Source organism: Gardnerella piotii (genome assembly GCF_049815665.1).
In the GTDB taxonomy this organism is placed as follows: domain Bacteria; phylum Actinomycetota; class Actinomycetes; order Actinomycetales; family Bifidobacteriaceae; genus Bifidobacterium; species Bifidobacterium piotii.
In genome coordinates this window covers 362,345-384,963 of sequence record NZ_CP187450.1, presented here as the reverse complement: position 1 = coordinate 384,963, position 22,619 = coordinate 362,345, and the positions used below count along the sequence as shown (strand labels likewise).

17 protein-coding genes are annotated in these 22,619 nt (G+C 43.0%); 9 read left to right on the top strand and 8 right to left on the bottom strand.

Going from position 1 to position 22,619, the window contains the following annotated elements; genetic code table 11:
• Positions 1-43: 43 nt before the first annotated feature.
• The 5 genes from ACPEIW_RS01660 to ACPEIW_RS01640 all read right to left on the bottom strand — a co-directional run bounded on the left by ACPEIW_RS01660 (position 44) and on the right by ACPEIW_RS01640 (position 8,792).
• Positions 44-2,467 carry a transglycosylase domain-containing protein gene (locus tag ACPEIW_RS01660; RefSeq protein WP_425663998.1) on the bottom strand — a complete coding sequence of 808 codons (2,424 nt, stop codon included), beginning with the start codon at positions 2,465-2,467 and terminating at the stop codon, positions 44-46.
• Between the two features lie 88 nt (positions 2,468-2,555).
• Positions 2,556-3,275, bottom strand: coding sequence for a Crp/Fnr family transcriptional regulator (locus tag ACPEIW_RS01655; RefSeq protein WP_004131732.1), 720 nt, complete (start codon positions 3,273-3,275; stop codon positions 2,556-2,558).
• 30 nt (positions 3,276-3,305) lie between these two features.
• Positions 3,306-5,882 carry a S9 family peptidase gene (locus ACPEIW_RS01650; RefSeq protein ID WP_425663996.1) on the bottom strand — a complete coding sequence of 859 codons (2,577 nt, stop codon included), beginning with the start codon at positions 5,880-5,882 and terminating at the stop codon, positions 3,306-3,308.
• A gap of 95 nt (positions 5,883-5,977) precedes the next feature.
• Positions 5,978-7,288: an App1 family protein gene (locus tag ACPEIW_RS01645; protein ID WP_425663994.1), complete on the bottom strand. Its 1,311-nt coding sequence runs from the start codon at positions 7,286-7,288 to the stop codon at positions 5,978-5,980.
• Positions 7,272-8,792: a L,D-transpeptidase gene (locus tag ACPEIW_RS01640; protein WP_016782967.1), complete on the bottom strand. Its 1,521-nt coding sequence runs from the start codon at positions 8,790-8,792 to the stop codon at positions 7,272-7,274. The genes ACPEIW_RS01645 and ACPEIW_RS01640 overlap by 17 nt, the downstream gene beginning before the upstream one ends.
• A gap of 301 nt (positions 8,793-9,093) precedes the next feature.
• On the opposite strand from ACPEIW_RS01640, the gene ACPEIW_RS01635 reads away from it, so the two are divergent.
• The 4 genes from ACPEIW_RS01635 (at position 9,094) to rpiA (ending at position 14,125) form a co-directional block, all read left to right on the top strand.
• Positions 9,094-10,221, top strand: coding sequence for a diacylglycerol/lipid kinase family protein (locus tag ACPEIW_RS01635; protein ID WP_016635463.1), 1,128 nt, complete (start codon positions 9,094-9,096; stop codon positions 10,219-10,221).
• Between the two features lie 188 nt (positions 10,222-10,409).
• Complete coding sequence (gene pgm / locus ACPEIW_RS01630; protein ID WP_425663991.1) at positions 10,410-12,083, top strand: phosphoglucomutase (alpha-D-glucose-1,6-bisphosphate-dependent); 1,674 nt, start codon at positions 10,410-10,412, stop codon at positions 12,081-12,083.
• Positions 12,084-12,210: 127 nt separating this feature from the next.
• The gene (locus ACPEIW_RS01625) at positions 12,211-13,293 is read left to right on the top strand and encodes a ribonuclease H family protein (RefSeq protein ID WP_425663989.1); all 1,083 of its coding nucleotides are present in this window, start codon (positions 12,211-12,213) and stop codon (positions 13,291-13,293) included.
• 133 nt (positions 13,294-13,426) lie between these two features.
• On the top strand, positions 13,427-14,125 hold the full coding sequence (rpiA, locus tag ACPEIW_RS01620) for a ribose-5-phosphate isomerase RpiA (RefSeq protein ID WP_016635466.1): 699 nt from the start codon (positions 13,427-13,429) through the stop codon (positions 14,123-14,125).
• 192 nt (positions 14,126-14,317) lie between these two features.
• Here rpiA and ACPEIW_RS01615 read toward each other — a convergent pair whose 3' ends face one another.
• Both ACPEIW_RS01615 and ACPEIW_RS01610 read right to left on the bottom strand, forming a co-directional pair.
• Positions 14,318-14,407 carry a 30S ribosomal protein bS22 gene (locus tag ACPEIW_RS01615; RefSeq protein ID WP_004268639.1) on the bottom strand — a complete coding sequence of 30 codons (90 nt, stop codon included), beginning with the start codon at positions 14,405-14,407 and terminating at the stop codon, positions 14,318-14,320.
• Between the two features lie 147 nt (positions 14,408-14,554).
• Positions 14,555-15,187, bottom strand: a complete 633-nt coding sequence (locus ACPEIW_RS01610; protein ID WP_032817115.1) for a hypothetical protein — start codon at positions 15,185-15,187, stop codon at positions 14,555-14,557.
• 91 nt (positions 15,188-15,278) lie between these two features.
• Here ACPEIW_RS01610 and radA point away from each other — a divergent pair, with 91 nt between their 5' ends.
• The 4 genes from radA (at position 15,279) to ACPEIW_RS01590 (ending at position 20,363) form a co-directional block, all read left to right on the top strand.
• On the top strand, positions 15,279-16,712 hold the full coding sequence (gene radA, locus ACPEIW_RS01605; protein WP_425663985.1) for a DNA repair protein RadA: 1,434 nt from the start codon (positions 15,279-15,281) through the stop codon (positions 16,710-16,712).
• 33 nt (positions 16,713-16,745) lie between these two features.
• The gene (locus tag ACPEIW_RS01600) at positions 16,746-18,263 is read left to right on the top strand and encodes an adenosylhomocysteinase (RefSeq protein WP_425663983.1); all 1,518 of its coding nucleotides are present in this window, start codon (positions 16,746-16,748) and stop codon (positions 18,261-18,263) included.
• A 93-nt stretch (positions 18,264-18,356) separates the two neighbouring features.
• Positions 18,357-19,778 carry an amidohydrolase family protein gene (locus ACPEIW_RS01595; RefSeq protein ID WP_425663981.1) on the top strand — a complete coding sequence of 474 codons (1,422 nt, stop codon included), beginning with the start codon at positions 18,357-18,359 and terminating at the stop codon, positions 19,776-19,778.
• A 51-nt stretch (positions 19,779-19,829) separates the two neighbouring features.
• A complete protein-coding gene (locus tag ACPEIW_RS01590) occupies positions 19,830-20,363 on the top strand; it encodes a cupin domain-containing protein (RefSeq protein ID WP_425663979.1) in 534 nt (177 codons plus the stop codon).
• Positions 20,364-20,385: 22 nt separating this feature from the next.
• On the opposite strand, the gene ACPEIW_RS01585 is transcribed toward ACPEIW_RS01590, so the two are convergent.
• Entirely contained in the window at positions 20,386-21,237 is an 852-nt protein-coding gene (locus ACPEIW_RS01585; protein WP_425663977.1) for a nucleosidase, read from the bottom strand.
• A gap of 396 nt (positions 21,238-21,633) precedes the next feature.
• Here ACPEIW_RS01585 and ACPEIW_RS01580 point away from each other — a divergent pair, with 396 nt between their 5' ends.
• On the top strand, positions 21,634-22,503 hold the full coding sequence (locus tag ACPEIW_RS01580) for an ABC transporter substrate-binding protein (RefSeq protein WP_020759301.1): 870 nt from the start codon (positions 21,634-21,636) through the stop codon (positions 22,501-22,503).
• Positions 22,504-22,619: the final 116 nt, after the last annotated feature.

Here is a 22,619-nt window from a genome sequence, read left to right as displayed (position 1 = left end):
GCGACGAGTCACACTAGTAACAACACACACTAGCGACCACACACTAGCGAGTTCCGCCAGAATACGAGCTGGAGGTATCTCCACTGCTGGCGTTACCAGAATATTGGTCTTGCCTTCCGTCGCCCGTTGCGTAGCGTCCGTTTGTAGCAGCATCTTGTTGCGAGTTTTGATCACCTTGCGAATCCTGAGAGCCTTGCGCACTCTGGTCGCTTTGTGAATCCTGGTTTTGCTCTTGAGCTGCCTGCCTGCGCGCTTCTTCTTCCCTATCGCGCTGCTGTTGCAACTCATACTGCCTGCGCATCTGCTCGCTAGTCAACGGCATTTTTCCGCCAGCCATATACTTTGGATCTGGTTTTCCGTAATCGTTATCCATAGGCGTGTTAGATGCCTTTAGGTACGTATCCATAAACTTTTTCCAAGCAGGCATAGCAATGTAGGTACCATACCATGTGCTGTGGTAGACGCCATTAATGCGCATGTTGTTAAAGCTCTTTTGAACTTCCGCATTTCCAACCGCAATAAACGCAGATACCTTATTTGGCACAAATCCAGCTGTTGACATGTAAAAGTCTTCGTTAGTACCAGTTTTAGTAAACGTTTTTCGTCCACCTTCTAGCTGAGCCATGTGTGCAACACCAGTTGGCTGAACAACGCCTTGATTAATAGCGTATGCTGCCGTTTGAGCAACCTTCTTTGGTATTGCTTGATGGCAATTAGCGCTAGGAACACGCAAACGCTTACCATTCTTGTCTACTACACGCTTAATGGCTATAGGATCGCATTGAACGCCATCAGCTGCGATTGTTGCATAAACATTTGCCATTGTAAGCGGCGAAGCTTGCACAGCACCAATCAGCATAGGAGGATTGAACGAGTTCTTAGAAAACACATCTTCTTGACCCAATGGCGAATTGTGATACCCCAACGTTTTAGCTGCCTCCGCAACAGCGCAAAGCTTAAGCTGGGTTCCCATTGCTGCCTGAATAGTGTTATGAGAATGAACAAGACCCATTAAAGGCGTTTCTGGGCTAACACTACCGCCACCAGAGTTTTGAACAGACCAGCGGCCAATTCCACGATACCTTGCGCAAGAAAAATCAGTGTTGTTATAAAGCATGCTTGTTCTTAGAGGCTGATTAATCGACTTTCCAGCAAGCAACCAAGCAACAATGTTAATTGGCTTCCACGTAGAACCAATCTGCCAGCCTAAGCCGCCGCCGTCTCGCTCATCTACAGCGTAGTTAATCGCAGTGTGCGTAGGGTCTGATTTTGCTGCATCTGTAGCATCGTAAATACGGTTGCTTCCAAATCCAAGCACTTCTCCAGTTCCAGGTTTAATAGCAGCAATCGAAACTTCAAAACCGCTTGGATCGTGTATTGGAACAGTAGCCCTAGCTGTATCCATTGCAGAAGAGTTTGCAAGAATATCCATTGTTGTGTAAATGTCTAATCCGCCTTCGTTAAGAAGCTTTTGACGCGCAACAGTGGTTTTACCAAACTCGCGTGAATTCAATATTTTTTTAGTAACATAATCGCAAAAGAATGCAGCATCTCCAGCAGCTTGGCATCCAACGTTTGCAACTTCGTGCTGAATATTAAGTGTATCTTTAATTGGAATTTTTGCAGCATCATCATGTTCTTTTTGGGTTATAAAATTCTGCCTAAGCATTAAATCAAGAACAATATTCCTCTGCTTTTGAGATTCTGGCCAATTTTCTTCTATAGAAGGATCATACCTAGAAGGATTTTTTGTGATTGATGCGATCGTTGCAGACTGAACAAGATTAAGCTTTGCTGCCGTAGTGTTAAAGTAGCGTTTTGCAGCAGTTTCTACACCATAAAGATTATTACTACCGAATTGTGCAACGTTTAAGTAACCTTGTAGAATCTCTAACTTTGAGTATTTTTTCTCCATTTGAATTGCGATTAGCATTTCTCGCAATTTTCTGGCAACAGTACTTTCTGCAGCATGATATTCCGATATAGGATCGTTATCTTCCCTAGCTTTAATCATAAGAACGTTTTTAACGTACTGCTGCGTTAAGGAAGATCCACCTTGCATATCTGACTTTTTAATAAACGTTTGCACAAACGCACGCATAACGCCTTGAACATCTACGCCAGAATGTTCAAAGAATCGTCGATCTTCTCGAGCAACCATTGCTTGTTGCATGTATTGCGATATTCGCCTAAGTGGCACAACAGTGCGGTTTTGAGCATAAAAAGTGGCAATAACAGTTTTGCCATCAGAAGCGTATAATCGCGATTTTTGCGGCAATGCAGTAACGTCAAAATCAATGCCATCTACCCTAAGAGAAGGCACAACAGACTTAACAACGCTGTTTATGCTCATTACCCCTGGAACAAATAGAATACTAGAAGCTACACCACCTGCAACACACAAAGTGATGTACGTAAGAAACAGTGCGAGTACTCTACGAGTTGTTAGGGATTTCTTTTTAGGCATGCGTACTATTCTAGAGGCTTGCCTCTACGTTGCGGCACGCAAAAATCGCAATTTATAAGATTTGTGCGATTTGCGCGATTTGCGCGATTTATCTTTCTGCTCTGCGAATCAACATTCCAGGCTCGTAAATAATAATCGACCTTCCGTGCCTTTTAATCCAACCTCTTTGCGCAAAATCCATCAACGCTTTATTAACTGTTTCTCTAGAAGATCCAACCAATTGCGCAAGCTCTTCTTGAGTTAAATCGTGAGGAACAAGCACGCCTTCTCTAACAGGCTCTCCAAATCTAGAAGCAAGATTCAAAAGCGTTTTTGCTAATCTTGCTGGAACGTCCATAAAAACAAGATCAGAAATATGCTCGTTGTTTGCTCTTAAGCGAGCAGCTAAAACTTGAAGCATGTCTACAGCAACTCTCGGATGATGACCTAACCAGTTAAAAAGTACTTCGTTTTCTAGCCACAGCACGCGAGTTTTATCTGTAATAGCAATCGCAGAAGCCGTACGCGGCCCACCATACGGGTCAAAAACAGGAATCTCCCCAAGAATTTCCCCATGCGTGTGAATGCTAAGCAATTGCACACGATTATCTCTAGAATGACGAACGAGCTTAACGCGTCCGCGCTCCAAAAGATACATGCGGCGATCCGTATCTCCTTCGTTAAAAATCGCCTGCCCCTTAGAAAAAACCGACTCATGCAAGTGTTCTAGCAGCTCCCTCGCTTGGTCTAGTGGCACTTGCTTAAATAACGCTGTATGCGTTAATGGAAGGTCTTCCGCATAGGGCTTATCTGGCTTAATTCTTACCACAATCAGCCTCCAATGTGTTTTAAGGATATTCTACGAAATACCCATGGCATCTAAACACCACGCGTTTTCGTAGCAAACTTCTTCCCACTTTTTATACCTGCCAGAGCCTCCGCCGTGGCCACCTTCTGTTTCAATGCGCACAATCGCATCCGCTCCAGCCGCCTGCAATCGCGCAAGCCACTTAAGCGGCTCCGTAACAAGAACTCGAGTGTCGTTAATCGAAGACGTTATAAGAATTTTTGGAAACTCTCCCTGCTCAATATGCTCAGGCACATTCTCGTAAGGCGTGTAAGACTTTAGATACGCGTAATCTTGCGCATTGTGCAACGGGTCTCCCCACTCGTCCCACTCGGTAACAGTAAGCGGCAGCGAGTCGTCTAGCATAGACGTAAGCGCGTCTACAAAAGGAACATCCGCTTCGATTCCTGCGTAGCATTGCGGAGCCATATTTGCCACAGCTCCCATAAGAAGGCCGCCTGCGGAACCGCCATTTGCAACAGTCTGATTCGCAGAAGCATAACCTGCTTGTTGCAAAGCGTGCGTAACGTCTACAAAATCCTCAAAAGTGTGTTTTTTGTTGCGACGCCTGCCATTCTCATACCACGCGCGACCCATTTCTCCACCGCCTCGCACATGCACTTGCGCAAAAAGCACGCCTCTGTCTAGCATGCTTAAACGCGCAACAGAAAAATACGGATCGCTGCTAATCTCGTACGCTCCGTAAGCGGTTATAAACATTGCGTTCGTTTTTGCAACAGCGTCTTTTTTCCAAACTAGCGAAACTGGCACACTCTCGCCGTCTCGAACTTTAACCCACACTCGCTTTTCTGCGTAGTCGTTTTCGTTAAAATCGCCTAAAATTTTTCCACGCTTAAGCAGAACGCTTTCACCTGTTGCTGGATCTAGTTCTTTTAACGCTCCAAGAGTTGCGTAACTTGAGCAAGAATAACGTATTTTTGGCGCTTCATAACACGGATTTCCCGTTGCAACAATAAGGCTGATTCGACTATTTTTTGCTTGTTCAAGACTTATTTTAGATAATTCTTTGCGAGCGCTTGTGGAACGGAAACTTGCGACTTTTGCGCAAGAATCGCTAGCCTCCAACGAATCGTTAAGATCCAAAGAATCGCAAGAAACCGCGCAATCGCAAGAATCTCCTACAAACCCATCTTCTTTTACAAGACGGAATCTCCATGGGCAGCCAGTCTTAAAATCTTCAACGGCATTGCTTTTAGTCATAACTGCTAATTGAGGCAAGCCATTCGCGCGGAAAGAAAGAGCAACGTAATTTTTATAAACGCTTAAACCATCTACACTTAAGCCGCGCAACCCTTGCAAAATCTTAGGATTTTGGCTGTTGTAATATGGCGCACTAATGGCTTTTTTGCTCGCGCCTTTTTCTATTAAATCACCATTTTGGCATCCGTATGGAGACCCTTGCGCAATGCAATAACCTTCGCCAATGTTAAATGGCATTGAATCTGCAGAGTATTTTCGCAAATCTATAACATCAATTTGAAAATTAGGATTTTTAAGATTGTGGCTTACAAACATTAGTGGAATATCTTTGCCATCTTGACCAGCATTTTCAAAGCACGCAAACGAAACGTCGTATTCTACGTTTTCTATAGGATTAAGCACCATTCTAAAATCGCCTTCTGGAGTGCTTAGAGGCAACATTAACACGCGTGAAGTGGTTTTAGAGCTGCTGTTTATAATAACGCTTCGCTCGTCGAAGCTTTCGTACACGCTAACAAAAAAACGTTCGTCTAAATCTTCAAAAACTTTAACGTCATTTTCTACACTTGTTCCAACCTTATGCCTAAACACTTGGTATGGCCTCCAAGCACTATCTAAAGTTACGTAGAAAACCCATTTTCCATCTGGTGTTAAAAGCGCAGAAGATATGCCTTTTATGCAATCCGAAAGTGTTACAAAACTACTGTTATAGCGAGTGATGTAATCGGCACTTTCGCTACCATTTTCTTCGATATTTTCGCCATTTTTGCAATCAAAATCGCCACTTTTCTCCGCGCAAAAATCGCGAATATAAAAGTCAAATCTTTCATCGCCCTTAGAATCAACTCCAAACAGCATTCGCTTACCGTCTAAGCTAATATCCATTCCGCCAAGCTGAAAGAATCCGCCATTAAAACGGTTAGCTTCTATATTTGCGTCAAAAATAACCTCTTCGCATGGCGTTTGACCAGCATGAGCGCGCTCATCTATAACAGGTGGATTCCAATCATCTTCGCTTTTAATTTTCATACGGCATTGAACGCCATATTGCTTTCCTTCTTCGGTTCTAACGTAATACCAATAGCCATCCATGCGAGTTGGAACCGACATATCTGTTTCTTGAACACGACTTTTTAGCTCACTAAACAAATGTTTACGTAAAGACTCTAAACTAGAAACGCGTTTGCTAGTGTACTCATTTTGAGCATCAATATACTCGCGCAACTCCTTGGATTTAGTGTTACTCATCCACGCATATTCGTCTACAAACACATCGTTGTGGAACTTACGAACGTAGTCAACTCGTTTTGCAAGAAGTGGCTTTTTAGCAGTATTAAAATCACCAACTTTTAGCGAATTATCTTCCATTTATAACCTTTACAATCTTTATGATCTTTACAACACTTAAAACACTTACAACACTTAAAACACTTAAGACACTTAAAATCAGTCTTTGATTAAAATCATTCTTTGTAATTAACAGAATCCATAATAAACGGAATCATAATATCTTCTAGCAAATTGCCATTTTGAGCAGCAAAAAATGGAACACCTTCAAAAGTACCAGCTGCACCCTTAGCTTCAACAAAAATATCATTGCAAGTTTTAGCAACTCTAGAAGATGCAAGAGTCACACCAAAATTCTTAGACATGCTTCGCCTAAAATCAACCAAAGTTGCGTCTTTTTTAAGCTGACGTATGCCAACAGCAAGAACGCGATTTGGGAATTTTTCAATGATTTTTGCATAAGTCGAAGGGTCTTTTTGACCGTCATCTCCAATAAGAACAAATCGCATGTCTGGAAAATCATCCATAAGCTGTTGAGCAAACTCAAGCTTGTGCTGTGGTCCAGTTGGAACAAAAGTCTTAGGACGCGGGTCTAAATCCCTAAGAAGAAGAGGTCCCGCAGGAAAACCTTCGCGCAAAATAAAGTGTCGGATTGAAGCTTCCACATTCCAAGGAGAAGTGGAAAGGTAGAAGAAAGGAGTGCTAGGAATTGAATCCTTAATACGCTTAAAAAAGTGACTCATTCCATCAACAGCATGCCTATGCTCTGGATTCATAATAAGCAAATTGTAAGCAGCTCTAAGAGGCGAAGGCGCTTGAGTGACCATAATAGTATCGTCAACATCGGAAATAATACCTAAAGGCGTTTGCTCCGATATAACAAACATGCTTGCTTCAACAGGATTGCGATTATCAACCTTGTACGAAACCTTGTGTTCGCCTGGCAAAAGCGACCTTTCGGTAACCAAATCCAAGTAACCCGAACAATCCGAAACGCAATATTCTGCGCTACTGTTATACGCAGAATCTGGCTTATCGTACACGGAAGAATCGCCAACTTGCGCCCATTCAACAGCAACGTTATCAATACTTAGAGCAACCTTAACACGAATTGCAGGAACAACAAGCATCGCGTAAATACCGCGCTTTAACGCGGAATGATGACCATTTTTAGGCGCTAAAACAGTTCGGCAAATCAAGCGCGCGTAGCGATCGGTACCGTAACCAATGTATGGCTCAACGCTAGGAAACCATCCAAAATGCCGAGCGATTTTGCCACTTATGCGCACCCAAAGTCCAAAGCTAGATGTTGCAAGCTTTCTAGCAAATTGAACAATCGGAGGTTTTTTATCTAAGCGCTCTTCGCTAGAAGGAGCATCAAACAGCGTTTCTGTAACACGAACCTGAATCGGAGTGCTACTAACTCTTCTAGCTGCAGCAGGCAAATCGCCCTTCAAATTCGGTGCTTTATTAGCGAACTGGTCCATCTGGTTGTTCTCCAACAACTTCCACAACGGTTCCGCGAGGGCAGTTTTCAAACACCCACTTTGCGTCCTGCTCATACATGTTTATGCATCCATGAGAACCGTACTTTGCAGGGTATCCTTGAGATATACCAACATTGTTCCAAAGAGCGGTGTGGAATGAGATTCCGCCGTTAAAGTAGCTAACCCAAGTGATTCCAGGCAAGAAATACCTAGAGCCGTTTCGGTTAAATCCGCGCATATCTTGCACTCGGTAGCGCAAGTAAATAAAGTACGTTCCGTTTGGCGTTTCGTAATAACCATTTGAGCCACTGCAAACTGGGAATGTTTTAAGAAGCTGATCATCTTTGTAAACGCTTATTGTTTGGTTTGACTTGTTAACAACAACGCGCATGTCAACAGTCTTTTTTTCAATTCCAAACTTAACAACATTTGTTGGAACACTAAGCTTTGCATCTGCCGACTTTTCTACAGCTTGAACAACCTTGTTTGCAAAGTCTTTAGAATACTTAACTTCTATGCCATTTGCACCCTTAAGCGTTGTTAATATAAACTTTCCTTGCTTGTTGTACGTATCTTCTTGGTCTACTTTTTGCTGATTAAGATTCTTAGCAAGCTCTTTAGAAAGCCATGCGTCGGCAGCAGACGAATCAACCTTGTACGAAATCTTCTTTTTTGCACAATCTGCATCAATCTTAATCCAAGATGCTAAAACAGCCTTTGAAAGCGTAAAATCTTTTGAATCGCCATTGTCTAACGTAATTTTTTTAGATATCAAATTATTGAGTTGATCAACAGTTTTCTGCGCTACATCACGTTTAATTGGAGCTTCTACCTTACGAGAGCCAACCGTAACTTTTACTGTTTTACCAGGATTTTCTAAAACACGCTTAATAGCCTCGCGAACTGGCAAAGTTATGATTGTACGCCCTGGAACACCATCTTCTACAACATAAGAGTTAGAAGAAGAATCGAACTTAGCAGTATAAGGCATTGCCCTATCTTTTTCGCTAACAAACTTTTTAACAATGTACGCGTCCATGCTTTCGTTGTCTAGCTTGGCTTTAAGTCCAACGTTTTCTTGCAACCAAGGCATAAGCATTGTAAACACATTATTGTGCTTTGCGCGCATAATGTTTTGCACAGTTGCGCTTTTATCTACGCTTACCGATAAGTCTTTAAGTGTTTCAACAGAGCTTTTTCCAGAATCGTCTTTAATCTCAATCTTTGTGTTTTCAATCGCCCTATTTACAGCATCTGTGACTTTTTCAACTTGAGCGCCCGAAACTTCACTGCTGCCAGCAAAATGCACTCCAGGAGCAACACGGTCACGGAAGTATGCTTGCGACCCTACAAAAGCCGCAACCACAAGTATCAAGAAAATAATAAACGAGTAAAGCAATACAAGCGCTGACTTATTTCCTTTAACACGTTTTTTCGATACTTCAAATTGTTCAGTATCGTCGGATTCAAAAACGCTCATATTATTTTCTTGCGATTCAGACATAACCTTAAACCCCTGCTAGTTCTACGCGCAAACGCACATTGTAAGTCTATCACTTGCTTAGCATATAAAAATCATATAAATGGCACTAACTAAGCAAACATGCCAGCGTCAAAATGTAGTTAAACGCATAATCAAGCTCATAATCAACGCGCTAATCAAATGCAGCAATCAAGCGCTTAATCAGACGCAGCAACGCGCGAAATAACGTAATAAGTGATGAAAATGTAAAGAAATAATCAAATTTTATAAATATTGTCAAAATAATGTCCATATCTTAAAGATGTGTGCAAGAATAATAAATATGCCAGATATGCCAATTCAAGCAACAATTGCGTTAATGGTGATTGTTTTTGCGCTAGTTTTTGCGCCATTCGTCATCATGATAGTTACGCGTACCCTGAAGAAGCATCATTTAGCAGAAAAACTGGCAGAAAGGCATGGAGACAGCGTTCACTACGCTTTTATACTAAATCCTTCTAAACCGCAAGCCGAAGAATACCGAAAAAGCATTAAAGATTACTGTGCTTCTAACGATTTTACGTACGAAATAATAGATACGCAGCTTAATAAAGACGGGCGCGAATGCGCGCTAGAAGCTTTGAAAAATGGCGCAAATGTTGTTGTTGCTGTTGGCGGAGATGGCACTGTTAGAACGGTTGCGAGCGCAGTTAGCGGAACAAACCACGCAATGGGAATAATTCCAATTGGAACGGGAAACTTGTTTGCGCGAAACATGGGGATTCCTGTAGACGATGTTCAAGCTGCGCTAAAAGTGGCAACTAGCCATGGATCTAGGTTTGTTGACGTTGGTCGCGTTTTTATACTCGATAAACCGTACGAAGACCACGGTCACGCGTTTTTGATTATTGCGGGAATCGGATTCGACGCGCTTATGATAGACGACACTAATCCAGCGCTTAAAAAGAATATAAGCTGGCTTGCGTACTTTGTTGCAGGCGTTAAGCACTTGTTTGCGCCAAAATACCGCGGAGACGTTACTTTTACGCGCAAAGATGGAACGGATTACACATCTAGTGCAATATCTTTCCGCACGCTTATGGCTGGAAATTGCGGCCAGATTCCAATGTTTTCACTTATGCCAGATGCTGCTTACGACGATGGCATACTCGACTTTGAGATTATTGACACTTCTGGCGGATTAATTGGATGGGCTAACTTGTTTGGAGATGTTGTGCACCAAACCGTTACAGGAAAAGCGCAACAAAGCCCACTTTCTACAAACTCCAAGATTGACCAATCGCAAGGTGTTGAAGCCGAAGTTAAGCTAGAACGGCCTGCTCCCGTGCAGGTTGATGGAGATATTTTGGGATACACAAAACACTTGCGTTTTAGTGTAGATAAACGAGCATTATGCGTGCGCGTGCCACAGAGTTTGCAATCTTCTTTAACTCAAAATACCGCAGTTTAGTCTACGATTTCAGCCGTTTAAGCGATACGCAATTGTTCAAGCACGTAAGAGGGCTGTAGATTTCTATACGAGCAATAAAAGAGGAGCGAAGTGACGGGACTTGCGAGGAGAGAAATCTGCAGCCCTCGCGCAACAGTAAACAGAAAAATACATTAGAAAATACCGCCGCCGTGGCAAAATAAAAAATTATGGTAGCAAAAAATGCGGGAATGCCCGCCACCCCAGAAGATCTAGTAGACGTTGACGCTTTGATTGGCGCTTACTACGATGAAGTTCCAAATTCCAATATTCCAGAACAGCGCGTTATTTTCGGCACGTCTGGTCACCGTGGTTCCGCTTTAAAAACTTCGTTTAACGAAGCTCACATTGTTGCAATCACACAAGCCATTGCCGAATACCGCAAGAAGGCTGGCGTAACTGGCCCACTTTATATTGGTAGAGATACGCACGCTCTTTCGGAGCCTGCTCAAAAAACCGCTATTGAGGTTTTGGTTGCTAACGGCGTTCACGTTCGTGTGGACTCGCGCGGCGACTTTGTTCCAACACCTGTTGTGTCGCAAGCTATTTTGACGCATAATCGCGCAGCAGATGGCACTCAGCGTTTTAGCGGAGATGGCTTGGCTGATGGTATTGTTGTAACCCCTTCGCACAATCCTCCAACCGATGGCGGCTTTAAGTACGATCCTGTAACTGGCGGCCCTGCCCCAGCAGACGTAACTAATGCGATTGCAAACCGCGCAAACGAATTGCTCGACAATTACAAGTCCATTAAGCGCGTGCCTTTCGAGGAAGCAATCAAGTCTGATTTGGTTGAAGGCTTCGATTACCGCGAACACTACGTTAGCGATTTGGCAAATGTTATTGACTTCGATGTAATTCGCTCTAGCGGTGTGCGCTTGGGAATTGACCCACTCGGCGGCGCAAGCGTAAACTATTGGCCACTTATGAACGAAAAGTATGGCTTAAACATTGGCGTTGTGCGCCCAGATGTTGACCCAACTTGGCGATTCATGACAATCGACCACGATGGCAAGATTCGTATGGACCCAAGCTCCCCTTACGCAATGAAGGGCTTAGTTGATCAGCTTAACGCTGGTGCTTGGGATAAGTACGATTTGGTTGGCGGCACCGATCCAGATGCTGACCGCCACGGAATTGTGTGCCCTTACTGGGGAGTTATGAACCCGAACCACTACATTGCAGTGTGCGTGGAGTACTTGTTCGGCGGCGCTCGCCCAGATTGGCCAAAGAATACTGCTATCGGCAAGACGCTTGTGTCTTCTTCTTTGATTGACCGCGTAGCTGCTTCTATTAACGCAAAGCTTGTGGAAGTTCCTGTTGGCTTTAAGTGGTTTGTTGAGCCTCTCTTTAGTGGCGAAGTTGCTTTCGGCGGCGAGGAAAGCTCTGGCATGAGCTTCTTGCGCAAGGATGGCCGCGTGTGGACAACCGATAAGGACGGCTTGATTCCTGATTTGCTCGCTGCAGAAATCACTGCAAAGACTGGAAAGAATCCTGCTCAGCTTCATCAAGACCAGGTTGCTCGCTTTGGCGAAAGCTGGTACAAGCGTGTAGACACTCCAACCACTCTTGAGCAAAAGCAAAAGTTTGCAGCTCTTAGCGGCAACGACGTTGAAGCGACTAAGCTTGCTGGCGAAGATATTACAGCAAAGCTCACTGAGGCTCCTGGAAACGGCGCCAAGATTGGCGGCTTGAAGGTTACAACTAAGAACAATTGGTTCGCTGCTCGCCCATCTGGTACCGAGAACATTTACAAGGTTTATGCTGAGTCCTTCGTTTCTCCAGAAGCGCTTGACAAGGTGCTTGAGGAAGCTACTGCTGTAGTTGACAAGGCTTTAGCGTAACGCTTTAATTGCGATTAGTTAAAATCAACTTCGGTTAGTCGAAGTTGATTTACGATTAGTCAAAGTTAACAGCTTTTATATATGCGCTGGTTGCTATGCTGCCAGCGCATTTTTGAAAGGTTTTGCAATGATTGTTGTTTCTACAGACGGATCTGCTCTAGGAAATCCAAATGGATCAATGGGCTGGGCTTGGGCAGACCACATAGACGAAGCGGGCAACGCTCACGAGCACAATCACACTGGAAACGCAGATGCAGGCGGAGCTACTAACGGCACGAATCAAATAGGCGAATTATGCGCAGTTCTAGAAGCTTTGCGAGCACACCCTGGAAGCGAGCCTTTAACAATCGAAAGCGACTCGCAATATGCAATTAATTGTGCAACAACTTGGATTCATGGTTGGAAAAAGAACGGTTGGAAGAACTCCAAAAAAGAGCCTGTAAAAAATGCAGAACTTATTCGCGCAATCGATTCAGAGATTTGCAAGCGCAAAGGCTCTGTTAAGTTCGTTTGGGTTAAGGGACACGCTGGGAACGCGGGAAACGAGAAAGTTGACGAGCTTGCTAGAACTTATGCTGAAGATTGCCGCAGCAAATTGAAGGATGGATATTTGCCATTAGAAGGATGGAAATCGTTGATTTCTTCTACATATTCAGATGGCGTTGACGTTCCGCAAGACGCAAAAATGCTATTGGATGGAAAAATTTCTAGTAGCGAATACCACATTGGCAGATGCGTTGGAGAAGATATTAATCCTGATTTTAATGGCGATAATACGCGCGAAACAAGCCGTGAAACAGAGTGTGAAACATTTAGCGATGCTGCCACCACTCACTACGCAAACAACAACGCTGCTTGCGATTTAACTGCACAAATCATTAATACAAATGATGAATCGCCAGCAACAGAAGAATCAAAAGACACAGACAAACCAAAAGGCACAGACGAATCGCAAGCAACCGAAGATTTGCATGAAAATAACGAATCACAAAATAAATCAGAACAAAAATATAAAGCAGTTCCAGGATTACGCGTATGCGGAACATTGCAATTCACGCCTGCTCCAAACACAAGCCCAAGTTTTAACGGGAATCCACGATTTATAACAGGCACAATACAATTAAGCGGATACGTTATGCCAGATGGCACTTTTAACCTAGAGCCAAGCGAGTTTTATATGCAAACAAACGCAAACAAATGCGAAAAATAACAAAACAAAAATCTTAAAGCAGACTAATATGTAATATGTATGGAACAGATGCGATTAGCAATCGCTAAAAATCGCACATAATCGCGCAAAATAGCGTGGTAATAACCTGCCAAAAGCAAGAAAGTAGGCACAAATGGATAAAGCACAACAAGACGCGCTAAAGAAAGCAGCTGGCATTGAGGCCGCAAAAATCGTACAAAATGGCATGATGGTTGGACTTGGCACTGGCTCTACAGTGCGCTTCTTAGTAGACGAGCTTGGCCGCAGAGTTAAAGAAGAAGGCTTGAGCTTTACGGGAGTTACAACTTCTCGCCGCACACAAGAGCAGGCAGAAAGCTACGGAATTAAGATTCTAGATATTAACGATGTTGACCATATTGACGTTACGATTGACGGATCAGACGAAGTTGATAAAAACTTTAACGGCATTAAGGGCGGCGGCGCAGCTCTTCTTTGGGAAAAGATTGTTGCAATCAACTCCGACCGCATTGTGTGGATTGTTGACGCAAGCAAGGTTGTAGACACAATCGGCAAGTTCCCACTGCCTGTTGAAGTGATTCCATTTGGTTCTGCTCAAGTGATTCGCAAGTTCGAGAAGCGCGGATACAAGCCAGTTTTGCGCTTGGATGCAAACGGCAAAGAAGTGCGCACAGACGAGAACAACTTTGTTGTTGACTTGCACTTGGAGCGCATCGACCACCCACAAGAGCTTGCTAAAGACTTGATTGAAACTGTTGGCGTTGTTGAACACGGACTGTTCCTTAACATGGTTGATACTGTGATTGTTGGAGATCCAAACGGCCCACGCACGCTTACAAACCCAAATAAGTAAACGGCATATCTAATATTTAACCAATCATTTCCCGAGAGTGTGCGTAAAATCCACTGTTTTACGTACATTTTCGGGAAATTTTTTACATTCTTCAATCAGGGTAATTTTCAATCGTAATAAAAAAAGCGCTGGAAAAATCCAACGCTTTCAAAAGTATTACGTGCCCAAACGGGCAGGCGCGCCAAACAGCTATTACTTACGCTGATGACGAGTCTTACGCAGCAGTTTGCGGTGCTTCTTCTTGCTCATCCGCTTGCGGCGCTTCTTGATGACAGAACCCATCTGAAGCCTCCATTCATATGTAAAGTGTGCAACTTGCCTAATGTTACACCGTTTTGACGACTTTGGAAAATCCTAAAGCAAAGTTTTACAAAAACACATGCAAAACATATACAAAACACATGCAAAACAGCTTATATTTTGCAAATTTTACATTGGGAATTGCTTATAGAATCTTTCAACAGATTGCTTTGATCCAGTTAACTCAAACACAGCTGTGTCGTTTTGCCAAATGGCACTAGCTTTCGCTTTATTTCCCGACTCAGTCTTTAACACATAGCTGCCAGTGGTTTTTCCAGAAACTTGAATTTTTCCAGAAGCAACATCTACTCCACTTAAACCATCTAGCAAAAGCTCATATTGTTTATTCGCTAAGTCACGACTGCTCCATTGAGCAACAACAAGAGAAACGTCACTTCCAGATTCTCCAGTTGAATACTTAACTGTGTATTCTTCTAAAGGAGAAGCCGAAGACCATTTTGCGCTAGCAGAAGCATCAACACGCGCAAAATCAAGAACGGTATCTGGCATAGCTTTTAACAACGCAGTAGATGTGCTAGGCAAATCTTTAGCCTTAATAGATGGCGTTTTTGCAGAAGGCACTTGCGTTTTAGCAGGTTGCGCATTTTGCTGGTGATTTAACGCCCAACCTGGCCAAACAAACGCGGAAACAATTGCCAAAACAACAACTATTAATGCAACAATAAGCACTTTTCGTAAATTGTTATGAGACGCAGAAAATCCTTGCGAAGAAGTAGAAGAATTATTTGTATAAGAATTCATTTTTTACCCCACATAACACTATTAAACATACTTGGATTATCTCACAAAAGTATGACGGTAAAATGTCTACAAATGCAGCTAGCGTCAAATCATGGCTGCAAAATCTTCTACTTATTACTTATGCTCCGAATGTGGTTGGAGTGGGTCAAAATGGTACGGCCGCTGCCCAGAATGTGGCGAATGGGGTACGCTAAGCGAGTTTAGCGAGCCAAAGTTGCAAAGTGGCGTTTCTAAAACTTTAAGATCGTCTAGAAATTCAAGAAGCGCAAAAGCTAACGCGATTGCATCATTAAGCCTTGATTCTAGCGTAGACGCACAGCCTATTAGCAATATTCAAGCAGATAATGGAATTAGAATACACACGGGATTTAGTGAATTTGACCGCGTTTTAGGCGGAGGACTTGTTCCAGGGTCTGTAACTCTTATAGCAGGCGAGCCAGGAATCGGAAAATCCACTTTGCTTTTAGAAACAGCTGGAAAAGTGGCCAAAAATGGTGGCGAATCCAAAGAAAGCATAGTCCTATACATTTCTGGCGAAGAATCAAAATCGCAAGTAAAATTGCGCGCATCACGCATAAACGCCATAAGTCAAAATCTTCTTCTTGCTAGCACAACAGACTTAAACACAGCTTTAGCACTAATCGAAAAATATAAGCCAACACTTGCAATTGTTGACTCAGCACAAACCATTGTTTCTAGCGATGTTGATGGCATTACAGGAGGCTCCACTCAAGTTAGAGAAGTAGCTAGCGCTCTTATTGACGTTGCTAAAACTTGTAATATTCCAGTGCTTTTAGTTGGTCACGTTACAAAAGACGGCTCGATTGCAGGCCCGCGCACGCTTGAACATCTTGTAGACACGGTTTGCCAATTTGAAGGAGACAGTCAAACGGCATTGCGCATGCTTCGTGCTGTTAAAAATCGTTTTGGACCTACAGACGAAGTTGGCTGCTTCGACATGAGCGGATGCGGCATTGAGGAAGTCCCCGACCCTTCTGGCCTATTCTTGTCTTCTAACGAGGATTGCAAAAACGAAGGCACATGCGTAACTCTTACATTAGAGGGCAATCGAAGCCTTGCTATTGAAGTTCAAGCGCTTGTTACAGACTCTGTTCTTCCTGCTCCTAGGCGTGCAGTTTCGGGAGTAGATGCAAACAGAATCGCTATGCTTACGGCAGTTTTATATAGGCATGGCGGATTAAATCTTCTATCTAAAGACATTTACGTTTCTACGATTGCTGGAGCAAAAGCAAAAGAGCCGGCTTGCGATTTAGCAATAGTGGCGTCTCTTGCAAGCGCTGCAAAAAATAAGCCAGTTTTGCCGTTTACGTGCGCAATTGGCGAGATTAGCTTAACTGGCCAAGTTCGCTCGGCTTCTAGAATGGAAACTAGACTTAAAGAGGCGGCAAGAATTGGCTATAAACGTGCGATTGTTTGCCACTTGCAAAAAAAGATTCACGTTGAAGGAATTGATGTAGTTGAAGTAAATAATCTTAAAGAAGCGTTGAACTCGCTGGGATTGTAGAAGATTAATTAAAGGGTTAATTAGGAGATTAATATGGTTGACTTTAGCAAATGGGCTTCGTTTACTTCGCAAAAAACTAATCGCTCGCTTGCTGGTTCGCGAGTGTTTATTGAAGATGTAATTGATGAGAATAACAGCGATAACTGCGATAACATCAACAACAGCAATGCGCAAAAATTCTTGCAAAACGCACAATCTTGGGGAATAATTCCTGTAGATTCTAAGGAAGACGCTGATTTTTGCGTAAAAATATGCGCAAAAAACCTAGAAACCACTATAGACGCGCCTAATTTAAGCGGAAAAGATGCCATTGACTACGCGCAAAGCCACATGCCAGTAATGCGCACACTACTTAACAATTTACAAGAAAATGGTCTTAATTTAGAAGGCGTTAGAATAGCTGTTTGCCTTGTGTTAGAGCCAAAAACAGCCGTTCTACTAAGAGAGTTACACGCACACGGCGCGATTGTTGGCGTTTTTTGCGGCCCAGACGAAACCGACCAGAGAGTAGCAGATCAACTTAAAAAAGAGGGCATTTTAGTGCAAGCAAACCGCGATTGGTCGCCTGAACAAACGCACGAAGGCGCTCTAAAACTTCTAGACGAGATACAGCCAGACATAATAATCGACGATGGCGCTAGTTTTGCGCGCCTAGCAAGCCTGGAACGCCCGCAAATCGCAGCAAATCTAATAGGCGTTGCAGAAGAAACAACAAGCGGAGTGCGCGCTTTTGAAGCAATGCAAAAAGCTGGACACTTGCACTACCCTGTAATCGCAGTAAATAATAGCGCTCTAAAAACCGATTTTGACAATCGTCATGGAACTGGAGAAACATGCGTTACAACAATGCAACAAATTCTTGGAAGTGAATGCTTTAACAATGCCAAAGTAACTGTTGTTGGATACGGACCAGTTGGCCGCGGATTTGCCTTAAGAATACGCGCATTGGGCGCGAAAGTTACGATTTGCGACACAAATCCTGTTCAAGCTTTACGCGCAGTTTTCGACGGATTTGAAGCTAAAAATCTTGAATGCGCTGCCAATACAAGCAATATGATTGTTTCTGCGACTGGAGTTCGTCACACTATTACATTGCAACACATGCAAAACATGCAAGAAAACGCGATTTTGGCTGTTATTGGTGGAATTGCAAACGAGATTGCACTAGACGAAATCCCTGATTTTAAGCCAGTTGTTGGAACAGCACAAAGAAAAATCCAAGTTCCGTGCGGTCCTCAAATTACGCTAATAAGCGAAGGAGACGGCACAAATTACACTACAGGCGGCGGAAATCCTATTGAGATTATGGACTTTAGTTTTGCTGTTCAAGTGAGCGCAGTTGCGTATTTGCTAGAGCACAATGGCAATAAAAATGGCAATAAAAATGGCGAAAATCGCCTTAATTCTGGAATCTACCAACTTCCAGAAAACTCCGATAAGCAAATAGCAAGCATCGCATTAGCAAAACGCGGATATAGCGCAAGCGAAACCAACAAAAACAATGGCTACAAGTGGGATTTAACGCGATTCGCAGAAGAAGAAAACATTTAGCATAAATCAATTAACCAAAACATAATAAATCTAAGCAATAATAGAATAAAGATAAAGCAAAAAGTAGTACAACGTAATTCCTTAAGGAACACAATGCTTACAGACCCAATACGCAAACTTGCACATCCAACACCACTTAGAGAAGTCACACTATACAGTGCATCAATGGTTATTCCAGTAACGGGGCCAATAATCCCCGAAGGTGCCGTTGCTGTATCTAACGGACGCGTTGTTCACGTTGGAACACGCCAATGGGTGCTTAATATTCTAAAAGACGAGATGCCAAGCGATTCTTATATGCAAATGTTTAGAAATGAGAAACATTGGCAAGGCCTTATGACACCAGGTCTTATTAATGCGCATACGCATTTGCAATACACGAATATGGCAAGCGTAGGCCGCGGAGAATATAGAAATTTCCACGATTGGGAGCAAGGATTTAACGTTGTTTACGACAAGTTGCAAGAAGATAAACAAAAAAATCCATCGCTAACAACTTGGAAGACTTCTGCATACCAAGGCGCAAGAATGATGGTGGAAGCTGGCACAACCGCAGCTGCCGATATTGTAACCGATATTGAAGCGGTTGGAGCGCTTGCAAGCCAGGGAATGCACGGAATTGCCTATTGGGAGGTAATGGGCTGGAAAAACGTTGATTGGAAGGAAGAAGGCTACGCTAAGCTGCTAGAAATGCTTGGGCAAATGATGAACAACGGCAGCATACCGAGTATAGGTATTAGCCCACATGCGCCTTATAGCCTAGAAACAGAGCCGTTTGTGGATTTGCCAGACATTGCAAGGCAGCTAAACATGCGCTTGCACATACACTTGGCCGAAACGCCGATGGAGGCAGGAAATCACGCAGATACGCTAACTACGTATTCTGCGCCAGATTGGAATAGCAATGTTTGGGAAAGCTATAGCGAACTTAAATCGCACGGAATGACTGCATCTGCAATTCAGTTTTTGGATCAGCTTGGATCTTTAGGACCAGACGTTCATATTGCGCACGGCGTTTGGGCGGACGGCGAAGACCGCAGAATTTTGCGCCAACGCGGAGTTGGAGTGGCACTTTGCCCAAGATCCAATCGCATTACTGTTACAGAGAGAGACTCGCCAATTCGCGACTATATGGAAGAAGGAAACTTGCTTGCAATTGGTACAGATTCCCTATCTTCTTCACCATCTTTAGACGTTTTAGACGATGCTGCAAAAATCTACGACCTAGCAACAGCACAGGGCTATAGAAAAGATGATTTAACGCATCGAATTATTCGCATGCTTACTTTAGGCGGCGCAAGCGTTATGGGCTTGCACGTAGGACCGCACAGAATTGGCCAAATTAATGCTGGAGCCACGGCCGACCTTGCATTCTTTAACATTCCAACAGACACAAGCTCGCCGCAAGGAGTTGAAGAGACTTTGCACAATTTTGTTCGTCACGGCGCAGGAAGCGCAAAAGCAACAGTAATATCTGGAAATCTTGTGTACAATAATGGCGCCTTTGCGCAATAAGTCTTGACTAATAAGTCTCGCAAAATAAATCAGAAAATATCAGGAGATATTATGAGCATTAAATTGGAAGATATGAGCGATTACGCAAAAAATCTTGTTAAAGAATTGCACTTAGAAGCCCACCCAGAAGGCGGATGGTACGCTCGCGATTGGCAAGCATCGCAACTATATAGCGCAAATAACAGCGCAGACGCGAGCGCAAACGCGACTAATACACAAGTTGACGAAAACTCCGCAGCCAGCGCTCCAAGACCACTAGCATCGCTTATTTATTTTCTTTTACCAGCTGGCGATTCAAGCGCGTGGCATAAAGTTGATGCAGACGAGATTTGGCTTTGGCATGGGCCAGCAAATCTTACGATTGAACTTGGCGGATGCAGCCAAAATCCTTGCACAGAGGCGGATTTGCAACGTTTTACGCTTGGAAACACTAAAGATGGTAACGACTTACTTACGCGCGGTCATCTTGTGATTCCTGCTGGAACATGGCAGCGAACTGTGCCTAGCAACGCAGATGTATTGGTGTCTTGCGTTGTAAGCCCTGGCTTTACTTTTAGCGGATTTAATTTAGCGTCTAAAAACTAGTATGCTACTTTGAAGGCGTAAGCTATTTAACAAGCGCGTTCAAAACGCTCAAAGTCAAGCTTCCAGCGCGATTTGCAGCAAGAACTAAATCGTCTTTATGCTCATCAAGCGATTCGTAAGATTCTCCGCAACGGTTGCTCATTGCACGAATCGCAAGGAACGGCACGCTATTTTTAGCTGCAATATGCGCTACTGCAGCGCCTTCCATCTCTTCGCAATCGCCAAAAACCTCTTCGCGAACTGCATCTAGAACCTTTGGGTCTGTGTTAAATTGGTCGCTTGTTGCTATGTTTCCACAAACGTATGCAACTCCATTTTCGCTCTTATTAGACGCGCTTTGCTTAGATTCCGCGGAAAAATCGCAAGCAGCCGAAGATGATTCTTGCAAAGACTTTTCAAGCCTAAAACCTAATAGCTTCGCTTGATTTGCCGCTAAATCGCATAACTTTGAGTCCGATTCAAAAACTTCTTTGTATGGAGCACAATCTGCAATAATTTGCGTATTTGTTTCTAAATAGTGAAGATTCTTGCCTATAACAATGTCTCCAACATTAAGATGCGGATTTAATGCTCCTGCGATTCCACTAAAAATCAATACTTGTGGCTTAGCTTCGATTATAAGCGCCTGAGCTGCTGCAGCTGCAGCACACTTTCCCATTCCAGCAATACATATTGTAAGAATCGCACTATTTTCGTTGTTGTTAGAGGCGATTTTACCTTGAATAAAAGTAACACCGTAATCTTGCCAAGACTTATATTCGCCACTAAACGCTTGCAAAATAGGCTGAGCCTCTTTTTGAAGTGCCACTATAACAGCGAGATTTGAAAGATTGCTAAAATCGCCAGAATTACCGATTGAAAATTCCTTTTGCATAGTCTCCCCTAAAATAAGTTCGATAAATCTAATCTAATAAAATCTAACAAAATCAAATATAGTCAAACATAATCAAATACAACCAAATACAGTCAAATACTTATGACTCTAAAATCGTAAATACACGCCAAAACAACACAACACACCGCAACACACCGATTGTAACAGCCACTTAACATTTACAAAATTGAACATAAGTAGAGCAAATTTACGCCATTAAATCAACAAAATATAGCACGTTATAAACAATCACGATAACAATTCTGTAACAATTAAGCCTTAAATGCATCTATCGTCTTATAAACTATCAAATGTACGGCCGCAAAACCTACTTAAATCGCTTAAAAAACGAATAAGCGAAAAATTTTAAGGTTTTAGCAAAAACAAGGAGAAAAAATGGCTATTTTCGTACATAACAACTTGCACACTAACCGCGTAGCAATCGCAGCTACTAAAATCGCTGCAGCAGCATTAGCAGTGGCTGCAATGGTTAGCACAGCGGCATGCGGAAGCCAAAACGCACAAGATCCAAACCAAAAGACAATCACTCCAGGCGTTTTGACAATCGGCACAGCTCAGCCAACTTACACACCTTGGATGTACGATAACAAGCCAGAAAACGGCAAGGGATACGAATCCGCAGTAGCATACGCTGTTGCAAAGAAACTTGGCTACGGCAAAGACAAGGTTAAGTGGGTTCGCACAACCTTCGACTCCGCAGTAACTCCAGGCCCAAAGGACTTTGATTTTAACCTTCAGCAGTTCTCTATTACCGAGGAACGCAAGAAGGCAGTAGACTTTTCGCCAAGCTACTACAACGCAACTCAAGGCGTTGTTGTTAAAAAAGACAGCAAGTTTGCTAACGCAAAGACTTTAGCAGATCTTAAAACCGCGCAGATTGGCGCAATGGTTGGAACAACAAGCTACAGCTTTGCTAAAGACAAGATTAAGAGTGATATTCAAACCTTTAACGATAACGACGCTTTGGTTCAGGCTCTTGACTCTAAGCAAATTGACGCACTTGTTATAGATACTCCATCTTCTGTAAATATTGTACGCAGCAAGCAGGTTAAAGATGGCGTTGTTCTTGGACAGATTGCAGGATCGGAAGATAAGGAAGGAACTGGCCTTGTGCTTCCAAAAGGATCTAAGCTTACTGCAGACGTTACTAAGGCTGTGAATGCTCTAGAAAAAGATGGCACTTTGAAGAAGCTTCAAGAAAAGTGGCTTGCAGAGTACACAACTGATGTGCCAGTTCTTAAGTAAATTGATCTAAATTAAATCAAACAAAATAGATTAAAAATAGATCAAAATAAATAAAAATCGTACCAACGTCATTACCAATACGCATTATTGTAAGCAATTTGTAACCCAATCGTCAC

Bases quoted from the DNA above. Each gene is read 5' to 3' on its own strand.
- ACPEIW_RS01660 (WP_425663998.1), bottom strand. From the start codon at position 2,467: ATGCCTAAAAAGAAATCCCTAACAACTCGTAGAGTACTCGCACTGTTT.
- ACPEIW_RS01650 (WP_425663996.1), bottom strand. From the start codon at position 5,882: ATGGAAGATAATTCGCTAAAAGTTGGTGATTTTAATACTGCTAAAAAG.
- ACPEIW_RS01645 (WP_425663994.1), bottom strand. From the start codon at position 7,288: ATGGACCAGTTCGCTAATAAAGCACCGAATTTGAAGGGCGATTTGCCT.
- ACPEIW_RS01640 (WP_016782967.1), bottom strand. From the start codon at position 8,792: ATGTCTGAATCGCAAGAAAATAATATGAGCGTTTTTGAATCCGACGAT.
- ACPEIW_RS01635 (WP_016635463.1), top strand. From the start codon at position 9,094: ATGCCAGATATGCCAATTCAAGCAACAATTGCGTTAATGGTGATTGTT.
- pgm (WP_425663991.1), top strand. From the start codon at position 10,410: ATGGTAGCAAAAAATGCGGGAATGCCCGCCACCCCAGAAGATCTAGTA.
- ACPEIW_RS01625 (WP_425663989.1), top strand. From the start codon at position 12,211: ATGATTGTTGTTTCTACAGACGGATCTGCTCTAGGAAATCCAAATGGA.
- rpiA (WP_016635466.1), top strand. From the start codon at position 13,427: ATGGATAAAGCACAACAAGACGCGCTAAAGAAAGCAGCTGGCATTGAG.
- ACPEIW_RS01615 (WP_004268639.1), bottom strand. From the start codon at position 14,407: ATGGGTTCTGTCATCAAGAAGCGCCGCAAGCGGATGAGCAAGAAGAAG.
- ACPEIW_RS01610 (WP_032817115.1), bottom strand. From the start codon at position 15,187: ATGAATTCTTATACAAATAATTCTTCTACTTCTTCGCAAGGATTTTCT.
- radA (WP_425663985.1), top strand. From the start codon at position 15,279: ATGGCTGCAAAATCTTCTACTTATTACTTATGCTCCGAATGTGGTTGG.
- ACPEIW_RS01600 (WP_425663983.1), top strand. From the start codon at position 16,746: ATGGTTGACTTTAGCAAATGGGCTTCGTTTACTTCGCAAAAAACTAAT.
- ACPEIW_RS01595 (WP_425663981.1), top strand. From the start codon at position 18,357: ATGCTTACAGACCCAATACGCAAACTTGCACATCCAACACCACTTAGA.
- ACPEIW_RS01590 (WP_425663979.1), top strand. From the start codon at position 19,830: ATGAGCATTAAATTGGAAGATATGAGCGATTACGCAAAAAATCTTGTT.
- ACPEIW_RS01585 (WP_425663977.1), bottom strand. From the start codon at position 21,237: ATGCAAAAGGAATTTTCAATCGGTAATTCTGGCGATTTTAGCAATCTT.
- ACPEIW_RS01580 (WP_020759301.1), top strand. From the start codon at position 21,634: ATGGCTATTTTCGTACATAACAACTTGCACACTAACCGCGTAGCAATC.